We start from the raw sequence: 13,576 nt of genomic DNA on the forward strand, positions 1-13,576 counted from the left end.
CAGAATCCGGATAAGATCGAGCGGTGTTAAAGAATGTGGTTATATTCAATGCGGTGGCACGGCAATAGCAGATGAATTCACTGATTCAGGTATCAGTCATACAGGGTGTAATCAAGAACAAAGCGATAAAGCTGATTGTCTGGTTCATGCAGTGGTATATCGCTTTGCAATACCTGCCCCGCCATTGCAGCTTTAACCGCAGCGCGTAATTCTTGAATTTGTGGGTAGCTTTTTGACCATACATTGATCGAATAACGGCTTAAGGCATGTCCTGTATAACCGTCATGCAATGTGTTATCGGGATCAGAGCTTACATAATAAAAAGTCACTGCCGGAAGTTTTGCACTTTCTGGAAGATATCCGTTGTAAATATCATCTGAATTCACAAGCTGTGTTATATCTGCACTGGTGCTCAGAGCCGTATAAAGCTGTTGCTCGTTCACGATAACTTAGCCTTTGCAGCCCTTTGGGCTGCACGTTTTTGTGCCAGCTGTAGCCGGTGTTGAATTCTGGATTTGAAAATATCTAATGCGCTGTGCTTTGTTTGGTCCCAGGCTGGGCGAAGAAACGGGTGCGGTTTTGCACCGGGATGCATGCGCCTTGGCTTGCTTCTGTGCTTGGCACCTGATTTGGTGCCGCGCGATCTTTTGGCACCCCGTGTCACGTAGTGAGGCGCTGTGCCGAATTCAACAAACTGGGCGTAATATGCTTCTTTCGACCGCACACCGATAAATGCAAACACTGAGTGGTTTCGACGACTCAGCCGCGTGCGGATTTTCAAGGCTTTCTTCAGCTCGCCAGGCTGCTGCACTTTGCCCTTGTATCCTTTGTGGGCAGAGTCTGAGACTGGCGCTAGAGCTTTCGCCCGCTCGAGTGTCGGCTTGCCTGCATCACGCAATGCCGATCGCAACACCTTCACGCCAACCTGATCACCCAGGTCTTTCAGTGCCTGCTCTAATTCGCGCAAACCTTGAACTTCGTAATTTGTCGCTTTCGCCATGACGTATCCTTGGGCAATAAAAAACCCGCACGATGGCGGGTTTTGAAAGCATTTCGCCCGAGGCCGCAATGGCGGGCTCGGGTGGTTTGGTGCAGCAGATTACTTGCTACATTGGTACAACAGGCTCAATGTAACGGCGAAGTGCCATATGCCACAGCCCCATGCCAACCAGGTAATGAGATTTATTGCGCGATTCCAACTCCTGCAGAGATTTCAGTTCCAAGAGCAGGTAGGCATCATAGCCCTTATCAGTTGGCGATACTGATTTCGCCAGCGCCAGCAACCGGTGCTTTTGTGCTGCTATTTTTTCGTGGAGCTTTCCTTTTCTGACCGGTTCAAACGAGCCGTGTTCAACCAGCGTACAACTACTCTTGAAGTGCTTTGCATAGTCGATCAATTCATCACGGTGCTTATCTGCGTTTCGGCTGACAACGCCGGTACTGCATACCTTGTCAGTTGATATCGATATACCTAGTGATTTAGAAAGTGCCCGGCCTATATCATCCAGTGCTTCAATGTGGCCATAGGTGTTCGAATAGACATTCCAGTTGGCTGCGGCAACCAGGCGACCTATTCCACCATCCCACAATTGCTTAACACCGCGACTGGCATTGAGCAGGTGGCGTATATCCGCGAGCTGTTCACTGGTCAGTGCGTTCCGCCTCGCGTCGTCTTTTGCTGCGGCAATCCATTCACCCTCGATAGCGTATGCGGCGATAAAGTTGCGTGCTGCATCCATACTGTTTGCCGGTATATCCTGTGCTGATACTACGCTGAAGGCTTTGTGCACCTGTGACCAGATGTGGTTTTTAACCTTTGTGCGGATCGGCTTTGGCAGGCTACGCACCTTTCCATCCAGCACTGCACCCAAGCAGCGGAAACCGTCGGTGCCGATGGTCTGTCCGAGCAGCGTGTTAATGTTACGGTCATCATGGCGAACAGCTATTCCGTCATTCCAGTATGACCAAAGCACGTCATCGCATTCATTCTGATAGGCAATGATGCCGTCTCGTAACTCAGGACGAACTTTGTTCGGGTGGATCGACATCAGCCAGCCGGTCAGCTTACGAAGCGGGAGGCATGTCATTTCACGCTGCTTACCATCTTGGGCAACTATCACCATTTCGGTGACGGTTGATGCAAAGCGGCCAGTCATCAGCTTGCGATGCTGAGACTGCCAGGCAAGCCCCATGCCCTCGACCACCGGCTTCATAGGCACGAATGCCTCACCAGAATTATTGACGAGCAAAAGTTCTTGATTACGAAACGGGATTACTTGAGCAGTGGTTTTCATGGCATGACTCCGACTTTTAATGAAAGTCCGTCACCAAGGCCAAATGGTGGACGGAACCGTGCGGGTTGGCCTACCGGAAGTCGGAACACCGGCCACTCTTACGAGTGCCCACACGGCCCGCCCATAACTGGCAAACCATGTGCAGGACACAAAAAAACCGCTCTGATGGCGGTCGTGTCCGCCGACTTTTCGGGAGGCCAATCCCGATCGCTGATTTTGCAGCGACACGCGAACGATAGCTTTGCGCCTGCTGAGAGTCAAGGCTCAAGCAAAGCGGCTGCGACTCAACACAACCGCCCTGCTGCCACTGTGCTTATGATGCCTCAGCGCCAGCAGGCGCGATATGTAACTATTTGCGTGTGTTTTTGTACAGCACGGATCAACCCGCCTGATCGTCACGCTTGTAAGTCACCGTCAACGTACCTGGAGGTCTTGCGATAAGAAGGTAGAAAACCAAGAATAAAGCTATTAACCATCCAATCAGCGGGATAAACAGGAACAAAAATGCGAACATTAGGCATACAAGAATCTGAAATGCATTCCATCTTCCGGCTTCCCATAGCTCACTAGCGGGCTGATAACCTTGAGACTCAAGGTGTTCAGCCTCTTTCTGAAATGCCTTTACTGCGCGGCTTTGCTTACCCTTGTACGTTTTAACCTGTGTTTTTGGTCGTTTCGCATCTAGTTCACGAGCCCTTCGCTCCGCTTCAGCACGCTCTTTGTCAGCTTCGCGCTTCAGCTGGGCTTCAACTTTGGCGTAATAAGCACCACACTCAGGGCACTTCACAGCATCACCAGCAAGAACATTTTGGTTACGGTGCCCACACTTCAGGCATTCCTTGTACTCCATGCGCAACTCCTGTTATTGAGTATGTGACTCCTCAATACTAACGACAGGTGCACATTAGTACAAAGCATTCCATCAGTTGCTGTCCACCCCTCCTGACGACCATAAAAAACCCTCCCAATCGCAGGCTCTAGTTCAATTCGAGGCAGAGCTGCTGTCGTTCCCGCCAGTATTCAAGCTGCGATTTCAGCCTTGGCTTTTCGTGGCGCCAGCGGTTCAGGCCTTTCCCGCAGCGGCTTGCGATCTGCTCACTCTCGCTGTATTCGGCGCTTACTTTGCGGTAGCGCTCCATGACGTACTCTCCGCCGTTGTGGAGTGCGTCCAGGATATCCAGCACCCAGCGGCGGAAGGCTTTGGCGACTGAAGTGCGAGCAAACATGGCAATCAGGTGAGCGCCGCGCAGGGAGAATATCCTGACATCCTTTTCACTCTCTCCATTACCAAACCCCTTGACCCTCAGTTTGGTGGTCATGCTCATGCTCTCGGAAAATTCGTCGCTATGGCGGCTGTAAATCTGGGTCACTTTGTCTGAGCGTGCATACCCAAGCGCCCTGGCCAACTCCGGCGCGGCTATCCAAACCTCTCCATCAATCGGCATCAGGGTCAAAGTAGTGTTCTGGAAAGTCAGGTCTTTCATGGCTGAATACCAAGCTTCTGAAATAGGAACACCCCGGAGCAGACGAAGCCTGAATCTGCCATTCGGTGATCAGCCTAGGGGTGTTGTTCGGGTATAAATAGAACGTTTTTGGCCAGCTCCCGTTAGTTGCTGTCCTCTTCACAGGTGATCACCAGTTCCCGGTTGCGGTTGTCCAGGTTGATTGGTGGGCCCACGATTTCGAGGCGCATGTTACCGAAGGCAATGCGCATGTCGGGGGTTATGTCGTCGCGGTACCGGATGGTGACGGCCAGCGTGGCGGTGTTGGTGACGTGCTGGCTGGCCCAGCGCTCACGACCGGTGATCGGTTTGACGTTGGCCCAGATATCGACCAGCCCGGGAACCGGTTGCCAGTCGTCTGTTGGGTGGCCGTATTGGTCCTTGCCGCCGGCCTTGCGCTCGAATGTCACCGGTGTATTGAGGCGTCCTGAACGCATCAGCCAACCCTCATGATTTTGTACGGATCCAGCAGCATAGAGACACCCATTGGCAGCTCACTGCTGATGGTTCCGATTACGACGGATTCGCGGTTTTCGTACAGGTGGCCGATCAGCAGGAGCAGGCCGGCGCGTACGTCTGCGGGTGTTTCGTTCATGCCCACGGTGGCCGTGATGGTGACGCTTTCTGGCTCGTCAATGGTGGCTGGCCAGTCGGTATCCCATTGGGGCATGAGCAACGGGTAAAGCTGCCGAGTGTCGAGCCGCAGCGGTGGTGTGTTCAGGGTTTGGGTATCACCGGCTGGGTCTACATAGTCGACGCTTTCGATTGATTGCACCGGCGTCCATGGCAGTTCGATAGCGCCAGCGGTAGAGCCAAAGCCATCCAGCACCAGCGTCCGAGTCTGCGTGTCGAAGACACGGCCGGTGCGGGTTTCTGCGTGACGGTAGGCCGAGTCGATCAGTGCGGTGATCAGTGCATCTTCTGCTGAGTGCTGGACACGCAGGTGCGCTTTGGCGTCTTCCAGGGTGATCATGGTTCACCACTTTTTCAGGGGGCAGCGGGCCCGTTCGTAAATTGCGGGTTGCGACGAGATCGGGTCAAACCCTATGGTGGTTTTCTTGGCCAGCGGGCAGCCGCAGTCACCGCACCAGTGGCCGCCTCTTTTGCGCGCCATGGCTGAGCCGATGCGGCGCTTGGCCTGGTCGATGAAGTTGCCGCCAGCACCCGGGCGCTGGTCTGCGGTGCGCAGGTGCTCGCAGGTTTCTTCAAGCTGGTGTTCGGCGCCATTGGCATCAACCACAAACCCACAGATGGCACGGCGTAGTGCAATGACTTCGGCCTGGCCGATCTGGTGGGTTTCAATCAGGTCCAGCGCCTGCTCTTGGGTGAGGGGCGCTGGGGTATCTGGCTTACTCATACTGAGTGCCGTTTTACTCAGCGGCTTTTGGCTGAGGCAGCTTGTCGCCCATTACCGCAACCTTCACACCTTCAACCAGGTGCTTCGCACGGTCAGCAGGAAAGCCTGCAATATCGCCCCGGGAGTAGCGGTTGAACGGCTTGGTGAAGGTGATGGTTACGCGCTCGTCTTTTGACTGAGTCGCTTTCGGTGCGGCTTTGTTCTGGTCTTGTGGATTCGCCATGATTGCTTACCTGTATTTTGAATGGGTAGTGAAACAGGCACGGCCGGAGCCGTGCCGCTTCAGGGGTGGTTACCAGGTGACGCCGGTACCCAGTACCAGACCTTCCGGATGACGGAAGCCGATATCGTGCTCGGCAACCACACGGATCAGGGACTGGTTGCGAGCGAACGCCGATACGAGGTTGCCCCCGGCATCCTTGTAGGTGGCTTCTTTGGAGAAGTCGATCTTCATGTTCTCCTGCTCACCGATCACAACGTCATTCCAGTCGGCAAAGTAGATCTCGGTTTCGTTGGAACCGGTACCAAGGTTGACCGGAACGGTCGTGCTCTGCAGGATCGGCCAGCCTTTCAGCTGGCCCTGCGCCATTTCCGGATACACCTTGTTGCCGTTGCCATCACGCAGGCCGAACAGCTTCATGTAGGAACGCGGGCTCAGTGCCCAGCCCGGCTGAATCAGCAGGCTGTCGCTCTCCATGAGTTTCAGAATCAGTGAATCCAGAAACGCATCAATAGTGGCCAGACCGGCTGTAGCACCTGCCCAGTCAACAGTGCGGCTTGCATCGGTTGCGACCTTCTTGAAGCCTGCCGGGGTATCACTGGTACCGTCATCACGCAGGAAGGCCTTGTCCTCACGCACGGACATGGCGCCGATCATGTCACTCAGCACGATCTGTTCGACGTTGTAACCGGCCCGGCCAATCATCTGGTTGGAGATCGGCACCAGCGTGATCATAGTTTTGGCCGACAGTTTCACGTCATCGAACTGTGACTCGGTGGCCAGTACGTCGCTACCCTCGCCCACATAGCCGGACGTGGCACCGGAGCTCAGGCGCGGCATGCTGAGGTTGCCGTTCGGCAGCGGTACCGGACGGGCACCCAAGCGGCGTACCACGGTGCGCGCACGCAGCAGCTCGATCACTTCTTCATGAATGTTCTGCGGAATGAGTGCACCACCGCTACCGGCACTGGTTTCGATTGCCATGGCCACATCCGCATCACCGATTTCAGTGCGTGCGAATTTGGCGGCATCTTCCATGTCGCCTTTGGCTGCCGCTACCGACATGGCCAGTCGTGCCATCTTGGCGCCCTGGTACTGCTTCAGTTCTGCCTTGCTATGGACGGCTGGAGCATTACCGTTGTTGAATGAACCGACCGGTTGGGCTACTGCCGCCTGTGCTTTTTCAGCTGCTTCCAAGCGGCTGATCTGGGCGCTCAGCTGGTCAAACTCGGTGGTCAGCTGTTCGAACTGTTGCAGCTGCTCTGCCGTCAGCTCTCCGTTTTCCTGTTCTGCCTGCGCCAGCACCTGGATAGATGCGTTGATTTCAGCGCGTTTGCGGCGGAGTTCGATGATATTCATAGGTGTCACCTGTCATTGCTGGTTATAAAAAAGGCGACCGAGTGGCCGCCTGTTTGGTGCAGATCCGCCGCGTGGCTAGATCTTGCAAGCTGTGTCGTACACGCGGGCCTGTGCCCGAATGCTGCGCGTAGGGGTTGATTTGTATCGTTGGGCGATTGCGTTAATGGCGTCCTGTGCCGGGGCAATCTCATCGATCAAGTTGAGCTGAAGCGCCTCTTCGGGATCGAACAGCCGGGCTTCTGTTTCAATGACGGCCTGCACATCCAGGCCCCGGTATTCAGCAACCGAGCCGGTGAAGATGGCATAGGCCTTGTCGAGGCGTTTATCGATTTCGGCCACGGCTTGATCCGTAATGGGTTCGTGCGGGGAGCAGTCGTTCTTGTGGCCGCCGCGGTAGAAGGTGTTGTATTTGATACCCACTTCTTCTTCCCATTTGCTGACCTCGAATGTCTCAATGATCACGCCCACGGAACCGACACCACCGGTCGGGCTGCAGATGATCTTGCTGCAGGCGGCGGCCAGGAAGTACCCGGCCGAGTACGCCGCGAAGTTGATAATGGCGGTGATCGGTTTGATCTGGGTGCTGGCTCGGATGAAGTCGGCCATTTCCTTACAGCCCATGGCGGAGCCGCCGCCGGTGTGGAAGTCGAGAACGATCTCTTCTACCAGTTCATGGCGTAGGGCTGCGGTGATCTGGCCGCTCAGGTATTCGTAGCTGATCAGCTCTTCACAGGATGCCGTGATAACGCCACGCCGCGGGACCAGTACACCATGCACTGAGATGACCGCGAGTTTTCCTGCGATGGTCAGGCTGCGGGTATAGCGGTCCTCATGGTTGCTATTGGCTTCCACTGCCGGCTGACTTTGTGCCAAGCCAAGACTTGTCGGGGCGCTTTCCATTCGACCCAGTAGGCGCGGTTCAAGCACTGCCTTGATCGCACGCACCAGAGTGGGGTCAGCATACAGCGGGGTGTTGAACACCATCGAGGCGATATGCGGGTAATTGATCATGTGCGACATAGGATCTCCTCGATGTCTTTCATCTGTTCGGGTGTGGCTTCGTATGACTGCTGCATTTGAGCTGAGTCGACCATGTTGAGCGGTGTCAGGTAACGATCACCGCCCGGGATCGGCGGCATATTTTCGAGACGACGGATATCGTTAACCGACAGCCATCCCCAGTTACGGCCTATTGCGTAGGCTTCGTAGCGGGACTTCTGGTCACCGCGCAGCAGGCCGCTGACGTTGAATTCGATGTAGTGGTTTTTGCGCTCAGCCGGCAGCAGCAAGTCGCGCATCATGGCGGCTTCGTGTCGCTTCACCCAGGCCAACAAGGTGTAGATGACGAACTGCAGGCCCATGTGTTCGATGTTGCTGAACGTGGCTTTGTCGAGCTGCTGAATCATGTGCGGCGGGATCTTGTACAGCCGGCACACTTCGTTGACGCCGAAGTTGCGGGACTCCAGCAGTTGGGCTTTTTCGTTGTCCATGGCCAGCTGCCGGTAGGTCATGCCTTCCTGAAGCAGCGCGACTGAGAACATGTTACGCAGGCCTGCATGGCGCTCGGCAAACTTGCTCAGCAGGCGGTCGATGGCGGCCTGATCTGCAATCGGTGTCGATTCTTTAGGTCTTTCGATTACGCCCGACATGGTAGCGCCGCGCTGGAAAACGGCGCCGGCATGTTGCTCGGTAGCCAACGCCAGACCGATTGCATCTGCATTGGTATCGATTGGGGAGAGACCCACATAGCCATCAAGGCTGAAGTACTTGATGTGGTGAACCATGTGCATGGGCAGCGTTTCGCCCAAGTCCGTCAGGCGGTAGTACGGCATGCCATCCGTACCCTTTAGCACCTGTACCTTCTTCGGGTGTACCGGGATCAGTTCAATTGGGTAGCCAGCGCCGTCACGCTCAATCAGCGCATAGTGGTTACCCTCCAGCCCCAGACAGCCCTGTGCCTGTTCGTAGTATTCGAACGAGGTGTCTTTGCGGTTGGGTGCTGAGTGGATCAGGTCGTACACCGGGTGATCGGTTGCACGGGTGCGGCCGCCGTTTTCGTCACGCCGGTAAAGTTCGCACGGCAGCTGTGCCAGCGACTCGGCCAGCAGTGTGACGCAGGCCCGCACCGCGCTCACCGCAAGGGCCGTTTTGGTGTTGACCATAGTGCCCGCTGATGTCTGGCGTCCGCCAATTGAGCTGACCCACTGGGTGAAGTTCTGGGCCGGTGTGGCCGAGATTCCATCTGCGCGGGTGCTGGCAAAGAGTCCGGGGAAAAACATCAGTCTTCAGCCTTATCGGTGTGCGTCCGGATGAACTGGGTATATGCCTGTGCACGGGCGTACATGAACGAGGTCGCTAGTAGCAGAACCCCGGCCACGATGAAGCCCGCCGGCGGGAAAACCAGCCAGGCACCGAACGCGCACAGGCCGGCACCAATCAGGCCAAGAATGAAAATGAGAGCTGTCAGCATGCGACCTCGCTTGTGTCGTATATGGATTCTTTTGGCGCTTCGTGATCAGCGTTCATGGCTCTACCCAGTGCCATGAGGATGGCGATGATGCCGTCGATCTTGTTTTCATTGCGCTCTTTGCGCGGGTAGATGTTGTCCTTGGCGTCTGACTTGGCAGTGACGTTGCTGGCCATCCATGTAAGCACGGGATCATCCGAGTGAATGAAGCGCTTGCCGGTGATTGCCGCTTCCATTTCCCGCATGGGCGGGCTCATGTTCTGCACGGTGTTGCGATATTCCACGATCTCGGCGCCGTCTTTCATCAGCTGGTGGGCCAGTTGGGTTGCGCGCCATGGGTCGTAGGCGATTTCGTTAATCTGGAACATGGCCGCCAGGTCCCGGATCTCTTCACGGATCTGGTCGAAGTCGATTTCCTCACCATCGGTGACGACCAGGTGACCGGCGTTTTGCCAAGCTTCGTAAGCAGCCCGGTTGTTGCCAGCTCGCTCGATTGCGCCTTCTGGCAGGTAGTTGCGGGTGAACACAATCCACCGGTCGCGGCCGTTTTCGTCTTTATCTCTGAACAGCAGCGCGATGCTGGCAATGTCGGTCTTACTGGCCAAATCGACACCCAGCCAACACTCACGACCAATGAACTGATCCAGTGTGAGCTCAGGGTGACCGCAGGCATGCCAATCGGCCATGTTGAGCCATGCGGTGCGGGCTGATACCCAGATGTTCAGGTGTTTGGTCAGGAATGCATTTGTCCGGCTCGGATACCGAATCGCATCGCGCTGCTGTTTAAGCAGAAACTCTTCGCTGACCGATACGCCGAAGTTCGGGTTGGCCTTGCGCAGCGTGGCTGGGTCTTGCCAGTCATCATCAGCATCAATGGTGTAGATGATGGCGAAGAGCTCATCGTTCGGCATCACATCATCCAGCATCTGCTGGGCCTGTCGGCGCTTGTCGTAGCAGGGACTGGCAAGGTTGAAGCCTGCCGTGGTGATGATGAACGTCAACCCCTGCTCACGAGAGCCCATCCCCGTCACCATCGTCTCGTAGAGATCAGGGCTATCGTGCTCGTGGTACTCATCTACCAACGCGCAGCTGGGTGAGCTGCCATCGCCTGGGTTACCAATCAACGGTTCAAAGCGGCTGCCATCAGCGGGGATACTGATGTTCTTTGCCATGATCTCGATGCCGGCGGCGTTGGTCAGCGCCGGGGTTTTCTCGAGCATCAGCTTTGCTGGCCGGAACACCTCCCATGCCTGCTTCTCTGTGGTTGCACCACAGTAGACCTCGGCACCGTATTCGCCATCGGCGCACAGCATGTAGATGCCGACACCGGCAGCAATAACGGACTTGCCGTTCTTTCGCGGGATCTCGCAATAGGCCTCAGAGAAACGGCGCAGGCCGTCTTTCTTCTTCACCCATCCGAAGACACAGCAGAAAATGAACTTCTGCCAGGGCTCCAGCTCGATCAGCTTGCGTTCACGTGCCCACTGGCCCTTTGTATGGGGCAGCAGCTGAACGAATACGCAGTCCTTCTCGGCTTCATCCTTGTCAAAGGTGAATCGATAACTGCGCTTCTTCGATGCCTTCAGGTCATCGAGATGGCGCTTACACGCCTGCCGCACCTCCTTGCATGCAGCAATGCGGCCAGCAACGATGTCCCGCGCATACTTGTTCGCGGCATTGACGTTCGGGTAACTGGCCATGGAGTCTCATCACTTCCCGCCCCGCTTCTTGCCGAGCAGTTCGGCGAATGGGTTGCTGTCATCGCCCCCGCCGGGTACAGCGAGACGTACCCGGCTGGCCGGGTCGAGCCCGAGCGCGGATCCGAACATAGCCATCTGCTTCAGGGACTCATTGATTACAGTGGCGGCTGGGTTCTTAACTGGGCCGCCCGTTGCGCCTGTAACCACGGCGCCCTCTTTGGCATAGAGCTCTTCGGCATCACGCCAGCGGCCGTATGCAGAACAGAAGGCCTCAAGGTTATGCAGGTCTGTGGCGGTCAGAATCTTGGAACCAACCAACCAGCTGGCCAGATGATCCCACGCTTCCATTCCGCGTTCGGACAACCAACCCGGGGCGGCCGGTACTTCTTGAAGGGCATCCACGGAAGGCTCAGCATCATTCAACTTGCGCTTGCCCGGGTTGCCCTGAATGAGCTTGAGGTTGGTTGGCTTGGCCTTGCGTCCGCGTGTCATAGATGAGAACCGTTCGCGCCGGATTTAATTTTCAATTTCGCGGCTGTAAAAATTTGACTTGGGCGGCGGTGTCCGGCCTCGTAACTCTCAGAGATTTGACTCCCCCCTCCCCCTCGCGGCCTGCGCCTCTCGTGCCGTCTTCGCTCGGTGGCAGCTGGTGCAGATCGCCTCCAGGTTTGAGTCAGCATCTGTACCGCCCTCGGCAACCGGTTTAATGTGGTCAACCTCTGTTGCTGGCGTCACTCGACCACCTCGGCGACATGGCTGGCATAGCCCTTTATCACGCTGCAACACCCGATCACGCTTGCGCCGCCATGGCCGACCACCTCGACCTGACCCCTTGCGCGTTCCCCACGGCTTGTGCAGATGCGAGTGTTCCTCACAGTACCCATGACTGGCCGTTGTCTTGCGTCCGCATGCCGGTGCCCGACAAGGACGCGGCGGCTTCGCTGGCATCAGGGTGCCTCGTAAACTTTCTGATCATCATGCTCTCGGAACATGTGATCCATGCCGAACTTCTGGACTGCTCGGTACCATGCCCGACGCCGCAAGTACCACATGCCATCTTTCTTCAGCCAGCGCACCATTTCTCGATTGCACTCTTCAAACCAGCTGAGGCTCAATAGGCCCAACTTCATCAACTGGTACAAAGCATCATGCGCAGCACTGGCCCTCATAGTGCTGTCCGAGTCGATGGTAGGCCCGCTGGCACCATCCCAGGCATACCCTGCTTCAAGTATCAGCGTTCCATCCGGAAGCAGTGTGATCCACTCTGTCTTCAGCTCTTTGTCAGGATAGATTTGCGTATGAAAGATGGCTCGCTCTGCAAGCTGATACTTGTAGTTGCGCTTGTAGTACTTCACTGCCGTGCCTCCAGGATATCGAGCACATTCGTGCACAGCCCGTCGGCGGGGTAAGTAGGTACTGCAGATCGAATCAGCATCAAAAGAATGGCGCGTGCCACGGGATCAGACGTTGAACAGTAACGATCCTGCATCTCCATGAACTCTTCCGTCTCATCAACGGCCATGCCTGTTAAATCACCCGGCTGATAACCGTCTTGTAATCGAGGAGCAGAACAGCCCGAAACGGCCAAAGTTCCAGCAACGACCAGCACCATCATTGATTTACGCATCAACGCACCCCCATTTTTTTCTTGAATGAGTCTTCCATCAGGGCAATAGCACGGCTTCCCATGTGGCCACTCACCCCAACAAAAGCAGCGGTAAGCAGGTCTGGGAAATTTGCCAGTTCGCACAACCAGAACGTCAGAACACCAGTGAAGGCCGATATGACAATTTCACCCACCAATTCCATCAGGCTGAACTTCTCCGCCTTACCGGCTTTTACCTTGCGGATGTAATTAACCAACCCACCCCATGAAGCGAGCGCCATCACCCAGGCATACGTGAGCAACTGATAGCTCGTTGGATCCTTTTCAGGCATCACCCAGTCACCATCTGATTGAAGTAATTGAGGATGCGCTTTACGTACGAGGTTGTTTCGGCTGAGTGGTGGCCGGTAACTTGCGGAAGCGCACGAATGATGCGGGCATAGTCGTTCGCACCACCTGCAGCCTTTTGGGCCTTGAGCAAGTGACCATAGCCGGCGTTGTAACTGGCCAAAGCCAAACAGTAGCGATCGATTTCTGGTCGCGGTGCAGTCCACCCATTCAGCAGTTTCGCCATGTAGTAGGCACCTGCCGGGATGGCCGCCTCTGGATCGAAGGGGGTGATATCAGCCGGGTATCCAAGCTCCTTGGCAACATCAGCCCAAGTGCCTGGCATGAACTGCGCGATACCCTGAGCCCCAGCCGGTGACACCGCATTCGGGTCAAGCCGGGACTCTGCCATGTACTGCGCTTTGATGAGGCGCCAATCAACACCAGGCAAATGCGTCTCTGCTGCCTGCTGGATCAGCTGATCATATTGGGAAGGCATAGCGATTCTCACGAACGGCTAGAAGAAATTGGGGTACCCGGGTTATCCGCCGGGTTCGGGTGCCTGCCGCTTCACAGCGGTAGCGTGTCACCTCACGGCGAGGAATTTCGGACACAAAAAAGCCCCGCGATTGCGAGGCTTGCTGTCGATTGTGACCAGTGTGACCAGTGTGACCAGTGTGACCAGTGTGACCAGTGTGACCAGTGTGACCAGTGTGACCAGTGTGACCAGTGTGACCAGTGTGA

20 protein-coding genes are annotated in these 13,576 nt (G+C 55.9%); all 20 read right to left on the reverse strand.

Annotated elements, in window-relative coordinates; all coding sequences use genetic code 11:
- Positions 1–92: 92 nt before the first annotated feature.
- The 20 genes from ABIE61_RS17680 to ABIE61_RS17775 all read right to left on the reverse strand — a co-directional run bounded on the left by ABIE61_RS17680 (position 93) and on the right by ABIE61_RS17775 (position 13,331).
- Positions 93–443, reverse strand: coding sequence for a DUF3168 domain-containing protein (locus ABIE61_RS17680; RefSeq protein ID WP_354411937.1), 351 nt, complete (start codon positions 441–443; stop codon positions 93–95).
- Positions 440–1,000, reverse strand: coding sequence for an HK97-gp10 family putative phage morphogenesis protein (locus ABIE61_RS17685; protein ID WP_354411939.1), 561 nt, complete (start codon positions 998–1,000; stop codon positions 440–442). The genes ABIE61_RS17680 and ABIE61_RS17685 overlap by 4 nt, the downstream gene beginning before the upstream one ends.
- A 106-nt stretch (positions 1,001–1,106) precedes the next feature.
- Positions 1,107–2,294 carry a phage antirepressor N-terminal domain-containing protein gene (locus tag ABIE61_RS17690; RefSeq protein ID WP_354411941.1) on the reverse strand — a complete coding sequence of 396 codons (1,188 nt, stop codon included), beginning with the start codon at positions 2,292–2,294 and terminating at the stop codon, positions 1,107–1,109.
- 379 nt (positions 2,295–2,673) lie between these two features.
- Positions 2,674–3,144 carry a hypothetical protein gene (locus ABIE61_RS17695; protein ID WP_354411944.1) on the reverse strand — a complete coding sequence of 157 codons (471 nt, stop codon included), beginning with the start codon at positions 3,142–3,144 and terminating at the stop codon, positions 2,674–2,676.
- A 127-nt stretch (positions 3,145–3,271) separates the two neighbouring features.
- Positions 3,272–3,778 (reverse strand): BRO family protein, encoded by a 507-nt coding sequence (locus tag ABIE61_RS17700; protein WP_354411947.1) that lies wholly within the window; start codon positions 3,776–3,778, stop codon positions 3,272–3,274.
- A 122-nt stretch (positions 3,779–3,900) separates the two neighbouring features.
- Positions 3,901–4,233, reverse strand: coding sequence for a phage head closure protein (locus ABIE61_RS17705; RefSeq protein WP_354411950.1), 333 nt, complete (start codon positions 4,231–4,233; stop codon positions 3,901–3,903).
- Positions 4,233–4,769: a head-tail connector protein gene (locus tag ABIE61_RS17710; protein WP_354411953.1), complete on the reverse strand. Its 537-nt coding sequence runs from the start codon at positions 4,767–4,769 to the stop codon at positions 4,233–4,235. The genes ABIE61_RS17705 and ABIE61_RS17710 overlap by 1 nt, the downstream gene beginning before the upstream one ends.
- Positions 4,770–4,772: 3 nt before the next feature.
- On the reverse strand, positions 4,773–5,153 hold the full coding sequence (locus ABIE61_RS17715) for a hypothetical protein (RefSeq protein WP_354411956.1): 381 nt from the start codon (positions 5,151–5,153) through the stop codon (positions 4,773–4,775).
- 13 nt (positions 5,154–5,166) lie between these two features.
- A complete protein-coding gene (locus ABIE61_RS17720; protein WP_354411959.1) occupies positions 5,167–5,376 on the reverse strand; it encodes a hypothetical protein in 210 nt (69 codons plus the stop codon).
- 69 nt (positions 5,377–5,445) lie between these two features.
- Positions 5,446–6,732 carry a phage major capsid protein gene (locus tag ABIE61_RS17725; protein WP_354411962.1) on the reverse strand — a complete coding sequence of 429 codons (1,287 nt, stop codon included), beginning with the start codon at positions 6,730–6,732 and terminating at the stop codon, positions 5,446–5,448.
- A gap of 75 nt (positions 6,733–6,807) precedes the next feature.
- Complete coding sequence (locus ABIE61_RS17730; RefSeq protein WP_354411965.1) at positions 6,808–7,752, reverse strand: S49 family peptidase; 945 nt, start codon at positions 7,750–7,752, stop codon at positions 6,808–6,810.
- Entirely contained in the window at positions 7,740–9,011 is a 1,272-nt protein-coding gene (locus ABIE61_RS17735; protein ID WP_354411968.1) for a phage portal protein, read from the reverse strand. Before ABIE61_RS17735 ends, ABIE61_RS17730 begins: the two co-directional genes overlap by 13 nt.
- Entirely contained in the window at positions 9,011–9,202 is a 192-nt protein-coding gene (locus ABIE61_RS17740; protein ID WP_354411971.1) for a hypothetical protein, read from the reverse strand. The genes ABIE61_RS17735 and ABIE61_RS17740 overlap by 1 nt, the downstream gene beginning before the upstream one ends.
- The gene (locus ABIE61_RS17745) at positions 9,196–10,899 is read right to left on the reverse strand and encodes a terminase large subunit (protein WP_354411973.1); all 1,704 of its coding nucleotides are present in this window, start codon (positions 10,897–10,899) and stop codon (positions 9,196–9,198) included. Before ABIE61_RS17745 ends, ABIE61_RS17740 begins: the two co-directional genes overlap by 7 nt.
- Before the next feature lie 9 nt (positions 10,900–10,908).
- A complete protein-coding gene (locus ABIE61_RS17750; RefSeq protein ID WP_354411976.1) occupies positions 10,909–11,391 on the reverse strand; it encodes a phage terminase small subunit P27 family in 483 nt (160 codons plus the stop codon).
- An 87-nt stretch (positions 11,392–11,478) separates the two neighbouring features.
- A complete protein-coding gene (locus ABIE61_RS17755) occupies positions 11,479–11,847 on the reverse strand; it encodes an HNH endonuclease (protein WP_354411979.1) in 369 nt (122 codons plus the stop codon).
- Positions 11,847–12,254, reverse strand: coding sequence for a hypothetical protein (locus ABIE61_RS17760; protein WP_354411982.1), 408 nt, complete (start codon positions 12,252–12,254; stop codon positions 11,847–11,849). The genes ABIE61_RS17755 and ABIE61_RS17760 overlap by 1 nt, the downstream gene beginning before the upstream one ends.
- The gene (locus ABIE61_RS17765; protein WP_354411985.1) at positions 12,251–12,526 is read right to left on the reverse strand and encodes a hypothetical protein; all 276 of its coding nucleotides are present in this window, start codon (positions 12,524–12,526) and stop codon (positions 12,251–12,253) included. Before ABIE61_RS17765 ends, ABIE61_RS17760 begins: the two co-directional genes overlap by 4 nt.
- On the reverse strand, positions 12,526–12,837 hold the full coding sequence (locus ABIE61_RS17770; RefSeq protein WP_354411987.1) for a phage holin family protein: 312 nt from the start codon (positions 12,835–12,837) through the stop codon (positions 12,526–12,528). Before ABIE61_RS17770 ends, ABIE61_RS17765 begins: the two co-directional genes overlap by 1 nt.
- Complete coding sequence (locus ABIE61_RS17775) at positions 12,837–13,331, reverse strand: transglycosylase SLT domain-containing protein (RefSeq protein WP_354411990.1); 495 nt, start codon at positions 13,329–13,331, stop codon at positions 12,837–12,839. The genes ABIE61_RS17770 and ABIE61_RS17775 overlap by 1 nt, the downstream gene beginning before the upstream one ends.
- Between the last annotated feature and the right edge of the window lie 245 nt (positions 13,332–13,576).

It is taken from the genome of Marinobacterium sp. MBR-111 (assembly GCF_040547585.1).
In the GTDB taxonomy this organism is placed as follows: Bacteria; Pseudomonadota; Gammaproteobacteria; order Pseudomonadales; family Balneatricaceae; genus Marinobacterium; species Marinobacterium iners.

What these genes read in the sequence shown, in the direction of transcription:
- ABIE61_RS17730 (WP_354411965.1), bottom strand. Translation starts at nt 7,752, where the DNA reads ATGTCGCACATGATCAATTACCCGCATATCGCCTCGATGGTGTTCAAC.
- ABIE61_RS17775 (WP_354411990.1), bottom strand. Translation starts at nt 13,331, where the DNA reads ATGCCTTCCCAATATGATCAGCTGATCCAGCAGGCAGCAGAGACGCAT.
- ABIE61_RS17695 (WP_354411944.1), bottom strand. Translation starts at nt 3,144, where the DNA reads ATGGAGTACAAGGAATGCCTGAAGTGTGGGCACCGTAACCAAAATGTT.
- ABIE61_RS17740 (WP_354411971.1), bottom strand. Translation starts at nt 9,202, where the DNA reads ATGCTGACAGCTCTCATTTTCATTCTTGGCCTGATTGGTGCCGGCCTG.
- ABIE61_RS17700 (WP_354411947.1), bottom strand. Translation starts at nt 3,778, where the DNA reads ATGAAAGACCTGACTTTCCAGAACACTACTTTGACCCTGATGCCGATT.
- ABIE61_RS17705 (WP_354411950.1), bottom strand. Translation starts at nt 4,233, where the DNA reads ATGCGTTCAGGACGCCTCAATACACCGGTGACATTCGAGCGCAAGGCC.
- ABIE61_RS17690 (WP_354411941.1), bottom strand. Translation starts at nt 2,294, where the DNA reads ATGAAAACCACTGCTCAAGTAATCCCGTTTCGTAATCAAGAACTTTTG.
- ABIE61_RS17750 (WP_354411976.1), bottom strand. Translation starts at nt 11,391, where the DNA reads ATGACACGCGGACGCAAGGCCAAGCCAACCAACCTCAAGCTCATTCAG.
- ABIE61_RS17770 (WP_354411987.1), bottom strand. Translation starts at nt 12,837, where the DNA reads ATGCCTGAAAAGGATCCAACGAGCTATCAGTTGCTCACGTATGCCTGG.
- ABIE61_RS17725 (WP_354411962.1), bottom strand. Translation starts at nt 6,732, where the DNA reads ATGAATATCATCGAACTCCGCCGCAAACGCGCTGAAATCAACGCATCT.
- ABIE61_RS17735 (WP_354411968.1), bottom strand. Translation starts at nt 9,011, where the DNA reads ATGTTTTTCCCCGGACTCTTTGCCAGCACCCGCGCAGATGGAATCTCG.
- ABIE61_RS17715 (WP_354411956.1), bottom strand. Translation starts at nt 5,153, where the DNA reads ATGAGTAAGCCAGATACCCCAGCGCCCCTCACCCAAGAGCAGGCGCTG.
- ABIE61_RS17685 (WP_354411939.1), bottom strand. Translation starts at nt 1,000, where the DNA reads ATGGCGAAAGCGACAAATTACGAAGTTCAAGGTTTGCGCGAATTAGAG.
- ABIE61_RS17720 (WP_354411959.1), bottom strand. Translation starts at nt 5,376, where the DNA reads ATGGCGAATCCACAAGACCAGAACAAAGCCGCACCGAAAGCGACTCAG.
- ABIE61_RS17755 (WP_354411979.1), bottom strand. Translation starts at nt 11,847, where the DNA reads ATGCCAGCGAAGCCGCCGCGTCCTTGTCGGGCACCGGCATGCGGACGC.
- ABIE61_RS17765 (WP_354411985.1), bottom strand. Translation starts at nt 12,526, where the DNA reads ATGCGTAAATCAATGATGGTGCTGGTCGTTGCTGGAACTTTGGCCGTT.
- ABIE61_RS17745 (WP_354411973.1), bottom strand. Translation starts at nt 10,899, where the DNA reads ATGGCCAGTTACCCGAACGTCAATGCCGCGAACAAGTATGCGCGGGAC.
- ABIE61_RS17710 (WP_354411953.1), bottom strand. Translation starts at nt 4,769, where the DNA reads ATGATCACCCTGGAAGACGCCAAAGCGCACCTGCGTGTCCAGCACTCA.